Source organism: Streptomyces scopuliridis RB72, from assembly GCF_000718095.1.
Classification (GTDB): domain Bacteria; phylum Actinomycetota; class Actinomycetes; order Streptomycetales; family Streptomycetaceae; genus Streptomyces; species Streptomyces scopuliridis.
Genome location: NZ_JOEI01000003.1, coordinates 146,588 through 167,952, shown reverse-complemented (window position 1 = coordinate 167,952; position 21,365 = coordinate 146,588). Strand labels below are relative to the sequence as shown.

The window sequence follows — 21,365 nt, the reverse complement described above, 5'->3', positions numbered from 1 at the left end:
CCACACGCACACCAGGCACACCCGGCACACCCGGCACACCACGCCACTACACGCACACCGCGCAGACCACGCAGAGACGAAATAAGGGGACGGCCGTGGGAACACTCAGGGGAAGAGAGCGGACAAGGAAGGGCTGGGCGCGCCGCGGCGCGGTCTCCGCGCTGGGCGGCGCAGCGGTGCTCGTGTCCCTGCTGGCACCCGCCGGTCCCCGGCCGGTGCCGGCGGCGGCGTCCGAGCCGGCCTTCACCTCCGTCAACTACGCGGTCGCCGTGGACGAGTCCGCCAGTCTCGCGCCCGAGGACATGAAGGCCGAGAAGGCCGCCGCCGCCCGGATCGCGCTGGGTGACGTCTCCTCGTCCTCGAACGTCACGGTCTTCGGTTTCGCCGCCGCCGAGTCCGGTGACCAGCGCGCGGTGGACCCCGTGTGCCCGCGCACCACGCTGGACGCGGCGGGCCGCGAGTCGGTCGGCGCGTGCGTCGGCAAGCTGCGCAGCCGTAAGAAGAGCGAGGGCACAGGCACCGACTTCCCGAGCGCGATACGTCAGGGCGTGCACGACCTCAGCACCGGCACCGACCCGTCGGTGCCGCGCGTGCTGTTCCTGCTCACCGACGGGAAGATGGACGTCACCGGCAGCCCCAAGTACGGCGATCCCGCGCACCGCGAGGCCGAGGGCGAACGCCAGCTGGAGCTGGAGCTGAAGAACGCGGCCGAGCAGCAGGTTCAGATCTGGCCGCTCGGATTCGGGCCCGCCCCGGACAAGGAGCAGCTCGACCGGATCGCCGCCGGCGGCTACCAGAAGGGCTGCGTCGAGCTGCCCTCCGCGCGTCCGAAGGCGAGCAAGGTCTCCGGCGCGAAGGACGTCGGGCCGACGCTGGAGAAGATCTTCGCCGCCGCCCACTGCCTGCGCTACCAGCGGGGACCCAGCAACCGGCCGCCCGCCACCCTGGAGATCGGGATCTCGCCGCTGGCGACCGTCGGCAGCATCGTGGTCGACAAGGGCGACCCCGAGGTGACGGTCACCTATCTCGACCCGAGCGGCCACGAGGTGCCCACCTCCGGGACGTACCGCGACTCCCGGTTCGAACTGGCGGGCGGGGGCGGCACGGTCGAGGCGCTGAAGATCGTCGATCCCGTGCCCGGCATCTGGAAGGTGAAGGCCGAGGCGCCCGAGGGGCACCGCTCCCTGCCCGTCGGCGTCAGCGTGCTGTGGCAGGGCGAGCTGCGCGGCTCCATCACCATGGACCCGCCGTCACCGCAGGCCGGCGAGAAGACCACGGTGACCATGCGGTTGCAGACCCGCGAGGGGTACGAGATCAAGGACCCGCGCGACTACGAGGGGCTGCGGGTCCGCGGTGAGCTGACCGGGGACGGCTTCGCCCCGCTGGAGCTGCGCCTCACCGACGACGGAAAGGGGACCGACCCCAAGGGAAGCGACGGCTCCTTCACCGGTTCCGTGGAGATCCCGGAGAGCGCGGACGGCGCGCTGAAGGTGAGCGGCACGCTCACGGCCTCGGGGCTGAGCGCCGACACCCGCAGCGAGGCCGGCCAGATCGCGCCCGGCGTGCTGCCCGTCACCACCGCGCTCACCCTGCCCGCCGCGACCACCCACCCCGGCTCCTCGGTCACCGGCACCCTGGCCGTCCACAACACCAGCGACACCCCGCACACCCTGCGGCTGTCCGTCGCCGACCTCCAGGACGGGCTGCTCTCGGTCACCCCGGCCGAGATCGAGGTGAAGCCGGGCGAGTCGGTGACCCGGAAGGTGACGGTCGAGGTCGCCCCCGAAGACGTCTTCGGCGACCGCCTCGGCGACGGCGGGCTCCGGCTCGGCGGCACCGTCACGGTCGTCGACACCACCGACGACGACCGGACGCTGGTGCGCTCCCCGCTCTCCGTACACGTGACGCCGGAGCCCGGAATCTGGGAGAAGTACTGGTGGGCGTTCCTCTCCGCCGTCGTCGTGGCCGCGCTCGTCGTCGTGGCGGCCCTCGCCTGGCTGCGCCAGCGCCGCACCCGCAGGGACCCGTTCGGCCTGGTGCTGCGGCTGGTCTCCGAGGGGGGCGACATCCTCGGCGAGCACCCGGCAGGACACGGACACAAGCAGTGGTACGAGTTCGCCGTCGTCGAACCCCACCGCAGCCCGCGCATCGAGCGGCGCAGCCACGGCCCGTACGCCGTCCAGCGCAGCCCGGAAGGCGGCGCGGTGCTGCGCACGCGCGGCGGCGGCCGGACCCGGCTGCCCGCCAACGGCCAGGTCCCGCTGACCGACACGCTGAGCCTCGCGCTCGGCGAGGAGACCCGTACCCCCAGGCCCCGCCGGCCGCGGCCCTCGCGGTCGCGGACCACCACGCCCACCACCACCCCCGCGACCGGTGAGGGCGGGAGTTCGGGCACCTACGAGTCGTACCTGTGACACGGGCACCGCGTCGCGGCCGTAACGCCGCGAGGAATCCACAGACGTATCGAGGACGGACCGGCCGCAGGTACGGCCGCGAGCGGGAGGAAACCCCATGAAGATCTTCCAGCCGATGCTCTTCGTCGGCCTGGGCGGAACCGGTGGCCTGGTCGGCGCCGAGCTGGAACGCAAACTGCGCGCCGAACTGTGCGGTCCTGACGGTGTCGCGCTCAGCCATCTGAGCGGCCACGCCCCCTACCAGCTGCCCGACTGCCTCCAGTTCGTGTACGCGGACTACAGCGAGTCCGACCTCCAGCGGCTGCCGCAGTTCAACGTGGACCCGTCGCTGCGGGCCGCGTACGCCCGTACCTCCCGGGCCACCCACAACCTGCTGCCGAACTTCGACAGTTCACCGGAGGTGACCAAGATGCTGCGGGCGAGCCTGCGCGACGAGGTCGCCGACTGGCTGCCGCCGCGTATCGACGAGCCGAAGGTCACGCCGCTGCACAACGGCGCGGGCCAGCTGCCCACCGTCGGGCGCGCCGCCCTGTTCGCCACGCTCAGGCACAGCCTCGCGCCGGTCCTCGAACCGCTGCTCCAGGCGATCGACGCGATCGCCAGGTCGGCCGGTGAGCTGAGCGAGCTCGGCGGCGGCAAGGTCAACGGCTGCGATGTGTTCGTCGCCTTCTCGGTGGCCGGCGGCACCGGCGCCGGGATCTTCCTGGACTATCTGCATCTGATCAACTACGCGTTCCAGCTGCGCCGTTTCGACGGGGTGAAGATCTACCCGCTGGTCGTGATGCCGTCCTCGTTCTCCTCGGCCGCCGGCGGCGGGCGGGAGGCGGAGCTGAACGCGGCCCGCGCGCTGGTCGATCTCTTCCGGCTGGTGGACGGGCAGAACGCACCGACGGAGGGCGCGGAGATCGGCGATCTGGACCATGAGTCCGGACTCGGCATCCGCTACCCGGGCACGACACCGATCCGGCTGCGGACGGGCATTCTGCCCACGGCGTTCCTGTTCAGCCCGACCGCGGGCATCCGCCAGGACGATCTGCGCCGCTCCATCGTCTCCCTGGTGATGTCGCTGATCGGCACCGAGCTGGGCGACGGCCGCTCCCGGGGCCGGTCGACGGCGGCCGACGACGACTTCCAGACGTTCGCCGCGAGCTTCATCAACCGGGGCGTGCACCGCAGCGCGCTGTCCCCCACCGGCATCGGCCGGCAGGGCGTCTCCACCAGCCTCGTCGCCTCCATGACCGCGCCGATGGACCAGCTGGCCGATCTGGTGGCCGGCCGGCTGCTGCGGGAGGCGGTCACCGATCTCGTGGAGCGGCCCCGCGCCGCGCTCCGGGAGCAGGCGGTGCCGCTGATCCGTCAGCTCTTCACCGACTCGTACCTCGAAGAGCTGTGGGAACGCAAGCAGTTGACCGTGCCGGAGCCCGATCCGCTGCCGCGCGGCAGCAAGGCCATCGAGCAGGCGCTGGGCGAGCGGGTCGCGGACATGCAGCGGCTGCTCTCCGACCTCCAGTCCATCGCCGACCGTCAGGCCGCCTCGATGGCCGACCGGTTCGCCCCCCGCCCCGCCATCGACAAGCTCCTCCAGAGCGTGGACCCCTTCCTGGCCGAACGCGTCGTCAGGGGCGTCCCCGGCAGCGAGGAACCGATCGCCCGGCTCGGCTTCCTGGGCATGCTCAACAGCCGCGCCACCGCCCCGCAGCGCCCGCCGGGGGTGACCGAACAGCCGCCCAAGAGCCCGCGGATCAAGGGCCGTCTCGCCGGCATGTCCCCGGCACGCTGGGGCGACGACGAGGTACAGGCGGCCCTCCGCGACCAGGACACCTGGTACCAGTGGCGCAGCCGGACCGTATGGCACGAGGCGTGGCGGGAACAGCAGCAGCGCTGGCAGCCCCAGGCGGACGTGGCGGGCACCGACCTCGGGCGGCTGGTGAACTCCTTCCGCAAACACTCCGACCTGGAACGCAAGGTGTCCGCGCAGAAGGGCCTCGAACTGTACGAGGACCGCACCGGCATCTCGTATCTGCTGCCGCCGCAGCGCACCCTCAACCACTTCTACGAGGACCTGGTCACCCGGATGATCCACCGGGAGGGGCTGCGCGAGAACGACGACGAGGCCACGCTCCTGCTGAAGATGATCGACGGGGACACCTGGCGCCGGGTCCACTCGCTCAGCCGCCGCAGCCCGGACAGCGCGGTGGCGGTGGTCAAGGCGCAGTTGGAGGGCCGGATCACGCGGCTGTTCGCGGAGAGCGGCGAACAGCTGGAGGAGCGCCCGCTGCTGCCGTCCATGAGCACCCTGCTGGCCGCCGCCGCGGGTGACGCGGACGCCACCGACCAGGTCAGCAAGGAGGCGCTGGACCTGTTCGGCCGCAAGCTGACCGGGCTGCTGCCGGTCGGCTTCACCCCGGAGGGCACCGGACCGCTGCGGGCCCTCGTCACGTACCCGCGCGTGCAGGCCGTGGAGGAGGTGCAGGAGTACCTCGGCAAGGCGCTGCGGCTGCCCTCCGACGCCAAGAACTCCGTGGAGTACCGGGGGGTGGAGAGCGACTCGATCACCGTGGTCCTCTTCCGCAGCGAGATGAGCCTCACGCAGGTGCCCGAGGCCCGCAAGGTGCTCAGGCAGTGGGCCAGGGCGAAGGATTCCGAGCAGGCCCAGGACGTGCTGCGGTGGCGGCAGCGGCTCGGCTTCCGGGACAGCTGGATGGTGAGCGGCGAGGACGACCGCCGCACCATCCTGCACCGGCTGCTGTGCTGCATGTGGAACGGCCAGGTGGACGTGGTCGACGGCGACTCCGCGTCGCCGGGCCGGGTACGGCTGCGGCTGTTCCCCGAGACGGGCGAGAACGTGCCCGGTGTACGGCTGCGGCTGGGGGACTTCCCCGGCGGCGTGTCGAGCTGGGCGGAGCTGCTGCGCTCGTACGAACGCTGGACCGTGCTGGACGACGAGCGGACCGTCGAGGACTACTGCCGCGAGCTGATGGGGACCCAGCCGCTGGGTCTCGCCAGAAGCGGCAGCGATCCGCATCCGCTCTTCGTCGAGCTGGTCGAGAAGATCGCCCCGCGCCAGCTGGAGCTGCTGGAGGACCGCCGGGAGCGCGGCGGCGAGCGGGTCGAGGGGTGGGTACGGCCGCTGTGGGAGTTCTGGGCGGAGACGCTGCCGGCCGCGCTGGACACGGAGTTCGGGGACCAGCGCGCCATCCAGCCGACGCTGCGGACGCTGCTGGAGCACGTACGCGGCGGGACGCCGAAGCCGCGTGTCCGCAAGGAACTGCCGGAACCCCGGCGCGCGGTGGCCGATGACGACGACTGGGGCACCGCGCCGCGCGCTTCCGGCGACACGTATCCGGCCGGGGGTACGGGTGGCGCGGGGGAGCGTCCGCGGCGCGCGTCCGCCAACGACGGCGGCTTCGACGGCGGCTTCGACGGCGAGGCGTACGGCCGCACCCGTGAGACGCGCGGCGACCGCGAGGTGTACGGCAGCGGTGACGGGTACGGAGAGCGCGACGCGCACGGCAGCCGCGAGACGTACGGCCGCACCGGCGAAGCGCACGGCGACCGCGAGGCGTACGACGACCGGCCCGGGCGCGCCTCCGGGGACGGTGTCAACGGCCGTTCCAGCGGCGCCGACCGGCCCTCGGTGCCCTGGGACGACCCCGGCGATCCCCGCAGCCCGTACTCCGGGCCGTACTCCGGGCCGGACCCCGACACCGACGACAGCACCGGCGACCGCGACGGCTCCCGCCGCAACCCCTGGGACGGTGATGCGGAGTGATCACGTCCGAGGAGATCGCCACCGTCATCCGTCTCGATCTGCGCGCCGGGGCGGCGGAGCTCGACGCCGCCCCCGTCCTGCGGGCCAAGGTCGCCAGGCAGCTGGGCCTGGCCGGACTGCCGGAGCCCGACCACCCGCTGTTCCTGGTGGTCGACACCCCGGCCGGGCTGACCGACCATCAGCGGCAGTACGAACTGATCACCGCCTACCGGGCCATCGGCGAGGTCCGGATCCTCGTCCTGCTGGTGGGCAGCGCGCCCGGTTCGTACGCCGGTGAGGACGAGGCCTTCCAGCCGGACCGGCGGCTGCTGCGGCCCGCGCTGCTGCGGGGCTCCGGCATCGCGCTGCTGTGGGCGGGCGATCTGCGCTCCGCCCGTACGGCGCTCGAACAGCCCGCGCCCGACGACCCGGAGGCGCTGGCGGTCCTGGTGGACCTGCTGTCGGTGCCGGACGTCTTCCTGCGGGTGCTCGACGATCTCGGATCGCTGCCCGACGCCGTCGCCGCGCCCGGGGTGCGGCTGCTGGAGCAGGATCTGCCGCCGGAGGTGCGCGACCGGGCCTGGCGCGACGCGCTCACCCGGTTCGCGGGCGAGGACGGCATCGCGGGCGAGGACGGCGCGGGCGTACCGGACCTGCCGGTGACGGCCTGGTCGGGCGTCGATCTGCCGGAGCCACTGCGGGGTCTTGTGGCGGGCCGGGGCGGCCATGACCAGCGGCATCGCGTGACGGGCGGGGTCGCGGACGACGCGTACCGCGCCTGCGCGGACGCCCTCGCCGACGCCGAGGACGCGCAGGCCGGGCTGCGTTCCCTCCCCGGGCTGCTGAGCGGCGCCCGCAGGGAGGCGTTCGAGGCGGACCTCGACCAGGCGCGCCGGGGGCTCGACGGCTACCGGGACCTCGTCGGCACGGCTCTGCGCAGTGGCGGCTCCGGTGGCGCGCCGTCGGCCGCCGAGGCGGCGGCCCGGCTCGCGTCGCTCGGGCTGCGGGTGCCGTCGGCCGACGGGGTGGGCGAGCGGATCGGCGAGGGCCTGCGGGAGTTCGCCGGGAAGCTGCTGGGGCAGGGGCTGGCGCTGCGCGCGGTGGCCAGGCGCTTCACCGGGCTGGCCGGGCGGGTGGAGCCGGTGCCCGGTTCCGCGCTGCTGCCGAAGCTCGCCGACCACTCCGCCGACGCGGTGGCCCTGCGCACGGCGGCGGGCGCCGTTCCGGTGCCGGGTCCGTTGGTCGCTCCGGTGGCGGCCGCGGCGGGGCTGCTCGGGGCGCTGTGGCAGGGGCCGTTGGCGGCGCTCGCGGTCGTCGTACCGCTGGTGTTCATCGCCGTGGCGGTGCTCGGCACGGCCCGGCTGCGGGGCGCGGGGCGGCCGGGACGCTGGGCCATGGGGCCCCGGGTCGCGGCGGCCGGCGGCGCGGTGGCCGGAGTGGTGGTGGCGTATGTCGCCGAGCCCCCGCTCTGGCTGGGCACCGCCGGACTGCTGGTGGGCCTCGGGGTCGCGGTCGAGACGACGCGCCGGCTCTGGGGCGAGGCGGCCGACTTCTGGGCCGCCGGCCACGGAACCGCCGTACTGCGCGGGGCCCTGGACGGGCTCGACGGTCTGCTGGCCGAGGCGGTCCGTGAGCACTGGGCCGCCGAGGAACGCCTGTACTGCGCCGACGCGGCCCGGTCCGTGGCCGGCATGCTGCGGGCGACGGCCGCCGCCGCGGACGCCGAGGCGGTGCCCGAGCCGGAGCGGCCGACGGTCGCGGATACGGCCGGCGCCGAGCCGGCCGCCGAGGACGACTGGCTGACCAGCGCCTCGGCCCTGGAGCCGGACGCCTTCGGCACGGCCGACGACGAGGACACCGACTGGGCGAGCGCGTACGCCTGGGAGGACGGACCCTCCTGGGACGAGCCCGCCGGGACGAAGAGCACCGCCCGGCCCGCCGACCCGTCGGCGGACCGCACCGCCGGGGTTCCGCGCTGGCTGGACCGCGAGAGCGGCGAGGGCGGTCCTGAACTGGTCGCCACCCTGGCCGGCGATCTGACGGACGCGGCGCTGGTCGCGATGGCGCCCTACTGGGGCGCCGTCGAACGCGGCCAGGCCGGCACGCTCGCCGTCGGACGCACCGAGGCACGGGTCCGCGAGCTGCTGTCGACGGCACGTCATCACCTCCAGCGCAACGGCGTGCTGGCCCCGCCCCCGTTCGCCGCCGCACACCGCACCCGTACGACGTCGGCGAATCTGCTGGGCACCGACCCGCACCGGGTGGCCGAACTCGTCGGCGCGGAGGCCGACCGGCGGATCGTGGTGCAACTCTCCTCACCCGAGCAGGGCGCCCTGCTCAGCCGCGACCCGGCGGCGGCGGTCTGGATCAGATTCGCCCCGGAGGCCGTGCGCGGCGAGGTCGAGAACGCCTGGCGTACGAGCGGTTCCGGCCGGCCGGAGGAGGCGCTGTGGACCGCGTCGGGGCGGTACGCGGGTCTGATCCGGCTCACCCCGCTGCGGATGGGGGTGGTGGACACCGTCCGGTCGCGCCAGAGCCCCGAGTCCGACCGGTTGGACGCATACGGATCCGACCGGGTGGACGCGGTGGACGCGTACGAACGAGGGGACGGCGAGCACTGGTGACCAGCACCCCGTACCGACGCCGCTCGGCACCCACGTACCGAGGCCCGGCGCACACGCACCACGGCCCGGGGCACCCGTACCGACGAAAGGACGGCGACCGCCGGTGACCAGCACCCCGCACTCCCCTCCGGCGCACACCCCCCTCGTGGAGCCGGGCGGTCCGCAGCGGACCACCCTCTCCTTCACCACCCCCTCGGGGCGCCGCCGCACCGCCCCGGTCCGCTTCGGCCGCGAATCCCGCCGCGATCCGCTGCTGCCCCAGTGGATCCGCAAGGGCCTGCTCGACGACGAGGGACAGCAGTGCCTCCAGGTGCGTCTGACCGGCTCCGCCGCGGCGAACCCGGCGGCCCGCGCGCTGCTGGACGCGGAGGCGGGCACCGCCCTGCATCTGCACCGGGTGCTCGACACCACGGAGTACGCCCCGCTCTTCCCCAAGGTCATCGGCTACGAGCTGGACACGGCCGAGCCGTTCCTCCTGTACGCCGCGCCGCGCGGCGAACCCGCCGTACGTACGCATGTGATGTCCGCGTTCGACCAGCCACGCTTCGCCCGTGACCTGATGCTGGCGCTGTGTCTGCTGGACGGCCAGGGCCTGGTGTTACGCGGCATCTCGCCCGCCAATGTGCTCTGGGACGGCACGTCGGTCCAGCTCTGGGGGCTGGAGGGGGTGGCCCGCGCCGGACGGCCGAGGACCCGGTGGGGCCGCGCGCCCTACTGCTCGCCGGAACAGCGCGGGGGCGAGGGCTTCGCCGACTCCCGGGACATGGTGTGGAGCGCGGCCCAGGTGCTCTACCAGCTGGCGACCGGCCGGGCCGGGCCGCCCGACGGGGCGCCCGCCGATCTCGGCGAACACCGGGTGCTCGCCGAGACGCTGCGCGGCGCCTTCGCCCCGCTGGCGGCCGACCGGCCGACGCCCGGCCGACTGCTCGACCTGCTGGCGCCGGGCGCGGCCCGGCGACTCGCGCTCACCGTGCCCGCCGACGAGACGCGCCCGCACCGGGAGGCGTTCGAGCAGGCGCTGCACCTCAAGCGGCTGGCGCCCGCCGCCGAAGCCCACGACGGGCCCGGGGCGGCGGCCGAGCGGGCGGCCGGTGAGGTGCTCTGCCCGTACTGCCTGGAGACCATCCAGCTCGACCTCACCTCGCTGTACGTCACCGACAGCAGGATGCAGTACCAGCGGCTCGACCCCTCCGGCATCGGCAACTCCCTGCGCCGCCAGGACGTCATGCGCGGCGCCGTCCAGAAGTGCACGGCGGACCCGGACTTCCCCGAGCACTTCATCCCGGTGCCCTATCTCACCTACGGCCGGCCGCTGACGGTCGCGATGGTCGGCCAGTCCTCCACCGGCAAGAGCCATCTGCTGACCCAGATGATCGCGGAGATCACCGACGGCGGTCTGGAGCCGTTCGGCCTGAAGTGGCAGTCCGTCAACCCGGAGCAGCACGCCCGGTTCGTACGGGAGCGGGTGCAGCCGCTGCGCAACGGCAAGGTCCTCGACCACACCGGCGCCCTCGGCCTGGACGGCTTCGCCCGCTTCGTGGAGTCCCTGCTGATCACGGACGCCCATGGGCAGGTCCGTCCGGTCGCCTTCTTCGATCTCGGCGGCGAGGATCTCGTACGGACCGACGCGGCGCTCCGCTTCCTGCTCGGGGTCGACGCCATGATCTTCGTCGTCGACCCGGCGCTGGCACTCCCGCTGCCACATCTGGACCACGCCAGGGAACGCTGGGGACTTGAGGTCAACCGGGACGGCGATCTGGCCTTCGGGACCGTCCTGGACCGGCTGCCGAAGAGCGGCCCGTATCTGGACGTGGCGGCGGCGATGGTGCTCGGCAAGGCCGATCTGCTGCGGTTCCAGCCACCCGTGGACCGATGGCTGGACGAGGCGCCGGCCACCTCGCTCGACCCCGCGCTGATGCGCGAGGAGAGCCAGGACGTGTACGGGCTGCTGCGCCGGCACGCGGGCCAGGCGTGGCTGCGGCCCTTCGACGCGATCCGCCGGTGCACCCTGCATGTCGCGTCGGCCACCGGCGGCCAGGAGGAGCACGGCCGCTATCCGGCGGGGGCGGGGCCCCGGCGGGTCCTTGAGCCGCTGCTGTCGCTGCTGGCGATGCACGGACTGATCGACGTACCGGGCGGCGCGGAGGAGTTCGCCGTGGGGACGGCGCCCGCGTTGGAGGCGGCGCCGCGGTCGCCGGAGACCTGGGGTCCCGGGGGATCTGACGGATCTACGGGATCTGTGGGAGAGGAAGCGAAGTGAACGACTTCCAGGAGCAGAGGCCGTCCCAGCGGGCAGGGGGCGGGGCGGGCGGCAGCGGCGCCGCGGGCTCGGTGCACCAGGTGATCTTCCGGTGGGACGGCAACCAGGGCCGCCAGGGCACCGGCATGACGGCCGTCGCCCACTCCTGCCCGGCCGAGCGCGCCGAGGAACTGGGCCGGGAACTGGGCCCGTTGCTGTGGGTGTCCGGTACGGCGGCCCCGCGGCAGAGCGTCGTACGGATGCTCTCCCGCGACGGTGACGTCATGCTCGTACAGCGCTGGCCCACCACCGACCGGGGCGGCCGGCCCAGCACGGTCAGCCATGTGCTGATCGGTGACCCGCGGACCCTGAAGACCCGGCAGTGCCTCGGACTCGCGTACGGCGGCTGGGGCAGCCGGGAGTCCGCCGAGAAGGCCGCCGGGCGGCTGCGCGCGGTGGAGTGCGCGGAGCTCGACGCGGTGGCGCGCAAACGGCTGCCCGGGATGCGGCAGCAGCTGCCGACGGTCCGTAACGCGCTGATCCTGGTGACCGCGGAGTGGCTGCGCGATCCGGCGCAGCGGGTCTCGCTGCTCATGGACGAGCTGCTCACGGACGGGGAGAAGCTGCCCGGCTGGCCGGACCAGGACGCGGTGCCGCTGGTGTATCTGGGGCTGTTCATGCTGTTCGGTTCCTGGCTGGGCCAGGAGTGGACGTTCGCCACGTACGACACGGTCGACACCCATCAGCTGCGTCTGACCTGCGTCCCGCGCTGGGAACCGGACGCGGGCGGGTCGGGTCCGCTGGCCCGGGTCATGGGACGTTCGCCGGCCAAGCCCCAGTTCGAGCACATGGCGGCGGCCCGGCTGGTGGACCATGTACTGGCGCACCCGGCGGACAGCCCGGGAGTGCCGCAGCTGGTCGACGGGCTCAGGGACGGCGCGCGGCTGGAGTGGGCGCGGCGGCGCCTCCTGCTGAAGGAGATCCTGTACGCGGACCGCCGGGAACCGCCGCTCCGGTCCGCGACCCCCGCGCCGACGGCTCCCGCCCCCGAGCCGGAGCCGGAACCCGCGCCCGTCTCCGTATCGCCGCCGACCCCCGCACCGGCACCCGAACCGGCACCCGAACCACCGCCGACACCGGCACCAACGCCCGCGCCCACCACGGGCTATCCCCAGGCCGCCACCGCCCACGAAGCGCGCTCACTCCACGCGGAGCTGCGTGTCCACCGGCGCGGGAACGCCCTGCACCGCGGCCTGCTGGCGGAGCGGTTGCGGACGCTGTCCGACGGTCTGCTCCTGGACGAGCTGCGCTCCGCCGATCTGCCGCAGGACTCCGTAGAACTGCTGCTGGATGAGCTGGGAAGCGACCACCGCGTCCGGGTGCGCCGGACGGGCATGCGGCACGAGCTGTGCGCGGAGGTGCTCCGCAACGGTCTGTACTACACGCCGAACAGGCCGGACCCGGAGCCCCTTTCGAGAACAGCCATGGCCAAACGCGCGGCCGACCTCTTCACCTGGGCCGTCGCCCCCCTCGCCCGCGACGAGCGCTATCTGCGCGATCTCCAGGAACTGCTGCACCGCATGGGCCGGGACCGCCATCCGACGGCGGGCAACTGGCTCTGGCAGAGCATCATCACGCCCAGGAACGGCGAGGTCCCCGACCTGCCGCCGGTCGTGTGGCAGCAGATCCTGCGAGACGTGATCACCCAGAACACGGCCCCACCGTCCCCACCGGCCACACCCACCGCACCCACCGCACCCACCGCACCCCAGGCGCCGCGCGCACCTCAGCCGCCCCAAGTGCCCCAGGTGCCCCAGCTTCCTCGAATGCCCCAAGCGGTCCCTGCTTCCCCGACCACCCAACAACCGTCCCCCACCCGCCCGTCACCCCCCGCCCTCGCGACCCGCCTCTCCGAACTGGCGACCAGCCCGGGCTGCGTGGTGGGAACCGGCGTCGGCGTGATCGCCGTGCTCATCGCGGTCCTGCTGATCCTGATGTGACGGGCGGCCGGTCGGATCGGAGCGCTACAACCATCCGGCACCGCCGCGAGTCTGCCTGGTCGTCCGGCCGCCCTACGGTCCGTACATGCGCCGCCAGGGTGGCGGAGGCTCTCTCTCTTTCACCGCAAAGGAACGCGAACCGATGCATACACAGCACCTGCTGCGTACCGCTGCCGCCTCACTGACCCTCGCCGCCACCCTGCTCACCACCGGTGTCGCCAACGCCGCCGCCGTCGCCTCCGGCACTGCCGGTACGACCCCCGGCTGGGAGCTCTCCCTCTCCGGGAACAGCCCCGTGGAGTCCCTGAAATCGGTCTCCTCCGTCAGCGAGGATCTCGCCTGGGCGGTCGGCAGGAAGGCCCAGCACGGCGTCATCATGCGCTGGGACGGCGAGAGATGGAGCGAGGACACCGCCCCGGGGCTTCCCGCCGTGTGGGAGTGGTCGTCGGTCAGCGCCGTCGCCGCCGACGACGTCTGGGCGTACGGCATGGTGAACAGAATCCAGGCTCTCGTGCACTACGACGGCGAGCGCTGGAGCACCGTTCCCACCACCGGCCCCTCCGACGACTCCTGGCCCGAGGTCCCGATCAAGGCCGTACCGGGGCGGCTCTTCAAGGGCGGCAACGCCCTCTACACGTACGCCGACGGCGCGTGGCAGACGTTCGCGCTGCCGCGTCTGGTCGACATCCGGGACATCGACGCCCTGTCGGCGGACGACGCCTACGCGACCGGCATGCGCTACCCCGTGGACGGCGGCCACCCGGTGACCTACCACTGGGACGGGACGACCTGGACCCTGATGGAGGAGCCCCCCGTGCGGGCCGGTACGGACACGGCCAAGATCGCCGCGGACTCCCCGGACAGCGTCTACGTCGCCGGATGGGCCGACGGTCCCGACGCCGGCCCGCCCGTCCCGACCGTCACGCACTGGAACGGGACCGCCTGGAAGGACGTCACCGGTTCGCTCGCCGGCCTCTACCTCCACGCGATCGCCCCGGACGGCCGCGGCGGTCTGTGGGCCACCGGCAACGACCAGTCCGAATCGCCCCGCTCGTGGCCGGTGTTCTGGCACTACGACGGCACGAGCTGGACCAAGCGGCCCGGAGCCACGGCCCCCGACGGCGACACCCGGTATCCGTCCTACTCCTTCTACGATCTGGCCCCGGCCGGTGACTCCGGAGCCTTCTGGGCCGTCGGCGACTACTCCACGCCCATGGACGCCAACGGCGATCAGACGGTCAACGGCCTGATCGAGCGCTCCACCACGCTCCCCCTCACGGCGGCCCCGCGCTGACGGACCTGTCGGGACCGCCCCGGCCCGGCCGGTCGTCGCGTGTACGTGGTGTGCGGGTTGCCCGCGAGGTGGGCCGTCTTGACCGGGGTCCTGTGGACGGCGAGCCAGCCGACCGGGTGGCCGTCGACGACTTCCCAGACCGGGAGGAGCACGCGGGCCCTGGGGCGGTTCTCGCGGTCGACGGTGATCATCGTGGCGTACGTGATGCTGCGGACGTAGCTGAAGAAGGTGTCCTGGATCTCGGCGAAGGCACTGGCTCTGTCGGCCATGAAAGGCTCCTCACGCGGGTCGGGCGATCAGCCTGGTCGGGCGATCAGCGGGCGGCGGTCTCGGGACGGGCCGGTGTCTCCCCGTACGCGACCGCCGTGCCCTTCGGCGACCGCAGCCCGAACGCGCTGACCAGAGCGGCGAGCAGGGCCGCGGCGAGCGGGACGACCAGTGCGGCGTGATACCCGTCCAGCAGCGCCGCCGGCGAATCCCCGTCGGTGGCCGCGACGTTCACGGCGGTGACCGCCGAGAGGCCGAGCGCGGCGCCGAACTGGAACGAGGTGTAGAGCAGGCCGCCGGCCAGCCCCTGTTCGCGCTCCTCGATACCGTCCGTGGCGGCGATGGTGAGCGGGCCGTACGCCAGCGCGAAGGCGAGGCCGAGGATGATCAGGCTCGGGAACATCATCGGATACGTCCAGTCGGCGCCGACCGGCAGGAACAGCGCGTAGGCGAGCGCCGCCAGCAGCAGCCCGCCGAAGATCACCCTGGCGTTGCCGAACCGGGCCACCAGCTTCGGTGTGAGCGTCGGCGAGAGGACGGCGTCGATGCCGATGACGATCATCGCGAAGCTCGTCTGGAGCGTCGACCAGCCGCGCAGCTCCTGGAGATACAGCACCACCAGGAACTGGAACCCGAAGAAGCCGCCCGCGAACAGCAGCGCGGAGAGGTTGGCGCGCACCAGCGGTCCGCCGCGGAAGATGCCCAGGCGTACGAGCGGGGAGGCCGAGCGACGTTCGACGGCGACGAAGACGGCGAGGAGGACCAGGCCCGCCGCGAGCGTGCCGAGCGTCCAGCCGATCCCGGTGTGGGAGGCGCGTTCGACGCCGAGGACGAGCAGCACGATGGCCGCGGTGACGCTGACCGAACCGGCCAGATCCACGCTCTCTCCGGTCCGGTCCGGCCGCGGCGACCTGGGCAGCAGCGCGAGCGCGGCGGTCAGGACGAGGAAGGACAGGACGACCGGCGCGAAGAACACCCACCGCCAGTCGACCGCGGTGAGCAGCCCGCCGACGACCAGACCGATCGAGAAACCGCCCGCCGCTGTGCCGGAGTAGACGAGCAGGGCCTTGTCTCGCCGCGGACCCTCCTCGAAGCTCGTGGTGATGATGGACAGTCCGGCCGGGGTCATGAACGCGGCGGCGACGCCGGTGACGAACCGCGCGACGATCAGCGTCCAGCCGTCAGTGGCGAACCCGCCGAGGCCCGAGAAGAGCAGGAAGACGGTGAGCCAGAAGACGAACATCCTGCGCCGGCCGAAGAGATCGGCGGCCCGTCCCCCGAGCAGCATGAAGCCGCCGTATCCGAGGACGTACGCACTCATGACCCACTGCAACTCGCCGGTGGAGAGGCCGAGTTCGGAGCGGATGGACGGAAGGGCCACATTGAGCATGGCCACGTCGATGCCTTCCAGGAAGATCGCACCGCACAGGACGAACAGCACGCCCCAGTCACGCGCACTCATCTGAATTCCTCGATGGTGTAGGGAAGTTCTTGGCTCAGCCACCATCGATCAGCGGCCATGGGGGAACAACGGCGAAGATCGCAACGTTCGGTAAGCCAGGCTTACCGATCCGCCAGGCTTACCGATCCGGCCGGCTTACCGATCCGGCCGGCTCACCGATCCGGCCGGCTCACCCACCGGGGGCGTCCATGGAGCGCGTTGAACTGGAGTGCTTTCTCCTCCTCGCCGAGGAGCTGCATTTCGGCCGCACGGCGGACCGGCTACGGCTGTCCCGGGCCAGGGTGAGCCAGCTCGTCCAGCGCCTGGAACGCCGGGTCGGCGCCCCGCTGTTCGTCCGTACGAGCCGCCGCGTCGCCCTGACCGCCCTCGGCCGGCAGCTCCGTGACGACCTCGCACCGCACCACCGCGCGGTCGGCGCCGCCGTCGCGCGGGCCGCCGCCACCGCGCGCGGCATCAGTGGCGTACTGCATGTCGGCTTCTCCACCCCGCTGGCCGGGGAGATCGTGATGAAGGCCGCGGAGGCGCTGCGCGCCGGCCATCCCGAGCTGGGCGTGGAGATCTGTGAGGTGCCGCTCTCCGATCCGTTCGGGCAGCTGCGCAGTGGCGCGTTCGATGTCCAGCTCACGGAGCTTCCCATTCGCGAGGACGATCTGGGCGAGGGCCCCACCCTGCTCACGGAGGGGCGCGTGCTGGCGGTCTCCTCCGGTCATCCGCTGTCCGCCGGCGGGAAGGTGTCGCTCGAAGACCTGGCCGGGGTGCCATTGCTGACGATCGCCGGTGAACTCCCCGACTACCGGCTGGAACAGCATGTGCCCGCGCGCACACCCAGCGGCAGACCGATCCGCCGCGGCCCGGCCGTCACCCATATGCAAGAGGCGCTCATGCTCGTCGCCGGCGGCAAGGGGGCCCTGCTGTCGGCCGCGCACACCGCCACGTATTACGCGCGGCCGGGCGTCACGTACCTCCCGTTCGAGGACGCCGACCCCATCGAGTACGGCCTGGTGTGGCGGGCCAGGGACGACACCGGTGCCGTCCAGGTCTTCGCGCGAGCGGCGCTCGAAGTGGCGAAAGACGCTCAACTCGCCGGTACTACGGCCCCGACAAGGCAGACATCCCGGGCGACCATCCGGTCGGAGACCTGGCGGCCTGACACGTCGTACGGGGGTCCCCGAAAGCGCCCTTGACGGATACTCGCCCGACGCCCGGTGCGTCACGGCGTCGCCGCCCTCCGCAGCGCGTCGAGCAGCCCGCGCAGCGGGTCCGGGTCCGGGCCCGGTCCCCGTACCGCCGCGTAGATCGCCCTGACCGGCTCCGGGTTCCTGACCTTGCGTACGACCACGGCGGGATGGTGGCCCGCCAGCCCCGTGACCGGCACCAGACTGACGCCCAGCCCGGCCGCGACAAAGCCCTGCGCCGTGGCGTAGTCCTCGCTCTCCACCACGAAGTCCGGACTGAAACCGGCCGCGCCGCACGCGGTGAGAATGGCGTCGAGGCACGGGCCCGGCCACTCGCTGCCGACCCATGGCTCCTCGGCGAGGTCGGTCAGTTCGAGCACCCGCTTCGTGGCGAGCCGGTGCCCCTTGGGCAGCACGGCGCGGTAGGTGTCGTCGAGAAGGTGCACGAACCGTACGCCGTCGACGGACAACCTGTCCTGCGGCTCTCCCGGCTCCTTCGGCCGGACCACGAGCGCCGCATCGGCCCGGCCCTCCCTCACCTCCGGCAGCGGATCGTCGGAACCCGTGAGTCTCAAGTCGACCTGTAGGCCGGGCTGTTCACGGCGGAGTTCCGCCAGCGCGGGGGCCAGCAGGGTGGCTCCCACCGTGGCGAAGTAGCGGACCACCACCCGTCCCGTCCGGCCGGCCCGCAGGTCCGCCAGCGCGGTCTCCGCCTCGGCGACCTGTCTGCCGATGAGAGCCGCGTACTCCGTGAGCAACCGCCCCGCCTCGGTCGGCCGCACCCCCCGCCCGGACCGCTCCAGCAGCGTGATCCCCGCCTCCTTCTCCAGCGTCGCCATCTGCTGGCTGACGGCGGAGGGTGTGTAGCCGAGATTCCGGGCCGCCGCGGTGACCGAACCGCTGGTCACCACCGCCCGCAGCAACTGCATGCGCCGCATATCAAGCATGCAGGAAAGCTTAACGGTGGGTGCAGTTCTTTTCGCTTGTCTTACGACAACCTCCTGGGACACCGTAAAGCCGTATCCCTTCCCCACCCACCCCGCAGGAGGCGCACCGTGCCCAGCGGCTCACGAAGAACCCTTCTCCGCATGGCTGTTCTCGCCCTGCTGTGGGGCTCGGGCTTCCTCTGGATCAAGGTCGCCCTGACCGGGGGTCTGTCCCCCCTGCACATCACCGTCATCCGCTGTGCTCTCGGGACCGCCGTCCTGCTGGCCCTGGCGTACTCCGCCCGCCAGGGCCTCCCCCGCGACCGCGCGACATGGGGCCATCTCATCGTGGCGGCCTTCTTCTGCAACGCCCTGCCGTTCTTCCTCTTCGGCATCGGCGAACAGACTGTGGATTCCAGCGTCGCCGGCGTGCTCAACGCCACGACGCCCCTCTGGTCCCTGCTGATCGGACTCGCGCTCGGTACGGAACGCGGGATCCGGCCGCTGCGGCTGGCCGGTCTGCTCCTCGGCTTCGCCGGCACCCTGCTCATCTTCGCGCCCTGGCAGCGGAGCGGACTGACCAGTTGGGGCGCCCTGGTCCTGCTCGGCGCGGCGGCCAGCTACGCGGTGGCCTTCGCCTACATGGCCCGCCACCTCACCGGCCGGGACACCGCGCCGCTCGCGCTCTCCGCGGCCCAACTCCTCGCGGCGACAGGCCTGACAACCCTCGCGCTGCCCACAGCCCCGGCGGCTCCCGGTGTTCCCACCCTCACAGCGGTGATCGCCGTCGTCATCCTGGGCACCCTGGGCACGGGCGTCACGTTCCACCTCAACTACCGCCTCCTCGACGACGAGGGCCCCACCACCACCGCCACGGTCGGCTATCTCCTGCCGGTGGTCTCGGTGACCCTCGGCGCGATCGTCCTCGGCGAACAGCTGAGCTCCCGCGTCCTCGCGGGCATGGTCATCGTCCTGATCGGCGTCGGCATGACACGCGGCCGGGAACGCGGCCCGGCGCGACGCGTTCGAACAGCCTGATATCGCCCCACCACCGAGAAGAACGGATCATGCAGCCCAACTCCCCTTGGCGGGTGGCCGACTTCCGCATACTGTTCACCGCGACCGCCCTCAGCCAGCTCGGCACGAACATCGGGTACGTCGCCGTCCCGCTCATCGCCGTCACCACGCTCGACGCGACCCCCGGCCAGGTCGGAGCCCTCGCCACCCTGAGCACGGTCGCCTTCCTCCTCATCGGACTGCCCGCCGGGGCATGGGTGGACCGGATGCGCCACCGGCGCGTGCTGATCACCGCGGATCTGGCGCGGGCGGCGCTGCTCGCCTCCGTTCCCGTGGTCTGGTGGTTCGACGCCCTCACGCTCACACACCTGTACGTGGTCGTCGTGCTGACCGGCTGCGCCACCGTCTTCTTCGACATCGGCTCGCAGAGCACGCTGCCGCGGCTGGTCGACCGCGACGGGCTCGTCCGGGCGAACGCCGCCGTGATGACCCTCATCGCCGTCGGCAATGTGAGCGGACGCGGCGCGGGCGGCGGGCTCGTCCAACTGCTCACGGCGCCGGTGGCCCTCGTATGCACCGCCGGGGCCCATCTGGCCTCGGCTCTCCGGCTCACCGCCCTGCGCCGCGCACCGGCGCCTCCGCGGCCCCCGGCGGGGCACCCCGTCCGGCTGAGCGCCCAGATCGCGGAAGGTCTGCGCCATGTCTTCGGCAACAAGGAGCTACGCGCTCTCGCTCTCACGGCGGCCCTCGCCAACCTCGGCTCGCAGATCATCAACACCATGCTGCCGGTGCTGTTCATCCGCGAACTCGGCCTTCCGGCAAGCGCGCTGGGCCTGTTCTGGGCGGTGGGCGGCGCCGGTCTGCTCCTGGGAGCCCGCTGCGCCCGACCCGTCGCCGACCGCCTCGGCCACGGCCGCACACTCGCCGTCGCCGGCCTGTGCCTGGCCCCGGCAGGACTCCTCGTACCGCTGATCGACCGCGGTCCCGGGCTCTGGCTGGCAGGCACCGGCTATCTGCTGGCCATGTTCAAGACGGGCATGGACAACGTCCTCGGCGTCAGCCTGCGCCAGCGGATGACCTCGGACTCCCTGCTCGGCCGCATGAACGCCACCTTCCGCTTCCTCCTCACCGGCGCGCTCGCGGTCGGCTCCGCCCTGGCGGGCCTGTTCGGCGAGCTGGTCTCCGTACAGAGCACGCTCTGGACAGGCGCCGCCGTCCTCGCGGGGGCCTTTCTCCCCACCTTCCTCTCACCGGTCCGCACGCGACGCCAACTGCCACGGCCACCTGCCGAAAGCCGGCACCCCGTTTCGGGCCGATGACCCCGGCCCGCACACTGTACGTACATCCGTACGCCGTGCGCGCACTGAGCTATCCTGGGCGGCCGGCGCCACTGAGGAGTGCGCTGAGCAGTGCAGGACACCGAGGAGTGCGCATGTCGGCCGACGAGCAGCCGTTCCCGTCCGTGTGGACCCGTCCGCGCCGGCAACGGCGGGAGCAGCCGGCGCTGAGCCGCGAGCAGATCGTGTCCACGGCCCTCCAGTTGCTGGACGCCGAGGGCATCGACGCCCTGAGCATGCGCAAGCTCGGTACCCGGCTGAACGCGGGTGCCACCTCCATGTACTCGCACGTGGCCAACAAGGACGAGCTGATCGAGCTGGTCGTGGACGAGGTCTACGGCGAGATCGAGCTGCCGGACGCCGGCGACCCGGCGCGGTGGCGCGCGGCCACCACCCACTGCGCCCACAGCCTGCGCTCGGCGTTCCTGCGGCACCCCTGGATCGTCTCCGTGCTCGGCGAGGCGGGGATGGCCTACCTGGGTCCGAACATGATGCGGCTGTTCGAGAGCCTGCTCACCGTCTTCGAGGAGGCGGGCTTCTCCCTGGCGGAGGCCGACCAGGCCGTGAACACCGTTGTCTCGTTCGTCATCGGGGTGTCCACCAGCGAGGCCGCGTGGCTGACGATGCTCGCGCGCAGCGGCCGGAGCGAGCAGGAGTGGACGGAGCGGCTGTGGCCGGCCGCCGAACAGGCCGTGGCGCCGTACCCCCGCCTGCGCAGGCTGTACGCCGCACAGCGCGGCCAGGACATGGGCGGCGCCCGCGAGGACCACTTCGACGGCGGACTGGCCTGCGTCCTCGACGGCCTGGAGACCCGGCGCGCCCGCGCCTGAGCCCCCGCCAAAGGACCCCGTCAGCCGAG

At 72.8% G+C, this 21,365-nt stretch carries 13 protein-coding genes; 10 read left to right on the top strand and 3 right to left on the bottom strand.

From position 1 onward, the window contains the following. The first annotated feature begins 176 nt into the window (after positions 1–176). From IF11_RS0103970 to IF11_RS0103945, 6 genes are all read left to right on the top strand, one after another. Positions 177–2,414 (top strand): VWA domain-containing protein, encoded by a 2,238-nt coding sequence (locus tag IF11_RS0103970; RefSeq protein ID WP_420894626.1) that lies wholly within the window; start codon positions 177–179, stop codon positions 2,412–2,414. A 97-nt stretch (positions 2,415–2,511) separates the two neighbouring features. Beyond that, positions 2,512–6,186 (top strand): tubulin-like doman-containing protein, encoded by a 3,675-nt coding sequence (locus IF11_RS0103965; protein WP_030349990.1) that lies wholly within the window; start codon positions 2,512–2,514, stop codon positions 6,184–6,186. Next, a complete protein-coding gene (locus IF11_RS0103960; protein WP_030349989.1) occupies positions 6,183–8,789 on the top strand; it encodes a hypothetical protein in 2,607 nt (868 codons plus the stop codon). Before IF11_RS0103965 ends, IF11_RS0103960 begins: the two co-directional genes overlap by 4 nt. Positions 8,790–8,892: 103 nt before the next feature. Continuing rightward, entirely contained in the window at positions 8,893–11,049 is a 2,157-nt protein-coding gene (locus tag IF11_RS0103955; protein WP_244888222.1) for a serine/threonine-protein kinase, read from the top strand. Continuing rightward, the gene (locus tag IF11_RS41540) at positions 11,046–13,028 is read left to right on the top strand and encodes a hypothetical protein (protein ID WP_051745469.1); all 1,983 of its coding nucleotides are present in this window, start codon (positions 11,046–11,048) and stop codon (positions 13,026–13,028) included. Before IF11_RS0103955 ends, IF11_RS41540 begins: the two co-directional genes overlap by 4 nt. A gap of 142 nt (positions 13,029–13,170) precedes the next feature. Then, positions 13,171–14,322, top strand: coding sequence for a hypothetical protein (locus IF11_RS0103945; protein WP_030349986.1), 1,152 nt, complete (start codon positions 13,171–13,173; stop codon positions 14,320–14,322). Here the strand turns inward: IF11_RS0103945 and IF11_RS0103940 are convergent. After that, entirely contained in the window at positions 14,259–14,591 is a 333-nt protein-coding gene (locus IF11_RS0103940; protein WP_030349985.1) for a pyridoxamine 5'-phosphate oxidase family protein, read from the bottom strand. The genes IF11_RS0103945 and IF11_RS0103940 overlap by 64 nt on opposite strands. Before the next feature lie 44 nt (positions 14,592–14,635). Beyond that, the gene (locus IF11_RS0103935; protein WP_051745465.1) at positions 14,636–16,051 is read right to left on the bottom strand and encodes an MFS transporter; all 1,416 of its coding nucleotides are present in this window, start codon (positions 16,049–16,051) and stop codon (positions 14,636–14,638) included. 188 nt (positions 16,052–16,239) lie between these two features. Here IF11_RS0103935 and IF11_RS0103930 point away from each other — a divergent pair, with 188 nt between their 5' ends. After that, complete coding sequence (locus IF11_RS0103930) at positions 16,240–17,235, top strand: LysR family transcriptional regulator (protein ID WP_078490419.1); 996 nt, start codon at positions 16,240–16,242, stop codon at positions 17,233–17,235. A 26-nt stretch (positions 17,236–17,261) separates the two neighbouring features. Here the strand turns inward: IF11_RS0103930 and IF11_RS0103925 are convergent, their stop codons facing one another. Beyond that, positions 17,262–18,173: a LysR family transcriptional regulator gene (locus IF11_RS0103925; RefSeq protein WP_030349982.1), complete on the bottom strand. Its 912-nt coding sequence runs from the start codon at positions 18,171–18,173 to the stop codon at positions 17,262–17,264. Between the two features lie 141 nt (positions 18,174–18,314). Here IF11_RS0103925 and IF11_RS0103920 point away from each other — a divergent pair, with 141 nt between their 5' ends. The 3 genes from IF11_RS0103920 (at position 18,315) to IF11_RS0103910 (ending at position 21,336) form a co-directional block, all read left to right on the top strand. Continuing rightward, positions 18,315–19,190 (top strand): DMT family transporter, encoded by an 876-nt coding sequence (locus IF11_RS0103920; protein ID WP_030349981.1) that lies wholly within the window; start codon positions 18,315–18,317, stop codon positions 19,188–19,190. Between the two features lie 29 nt (positions 19,191–19,219). Continuing rightward, a complete protein-coding gene (locus IF11_RS0103915) occupies positions 19,220–20,488 on the top strand; it encodes an MFS transporter (RefSeq protein WP_030349980.1) in 1,269 nt (422 codons plus the stop codon). Between the two features lie 113 nt (positions 20,489–20,601). After that, a complete protein-coding gene (locus IF11_RS0103910) occupies positions 20,602–21,336 on the top strand; it encodes a TetR/AcrR family transcriptional regulator (RefSeq protein WP_030349979.1) in 735 nt (244 codons plus the stop codon). Positions 21,337–21,365 lie beyond the last annotated feature (29 nt).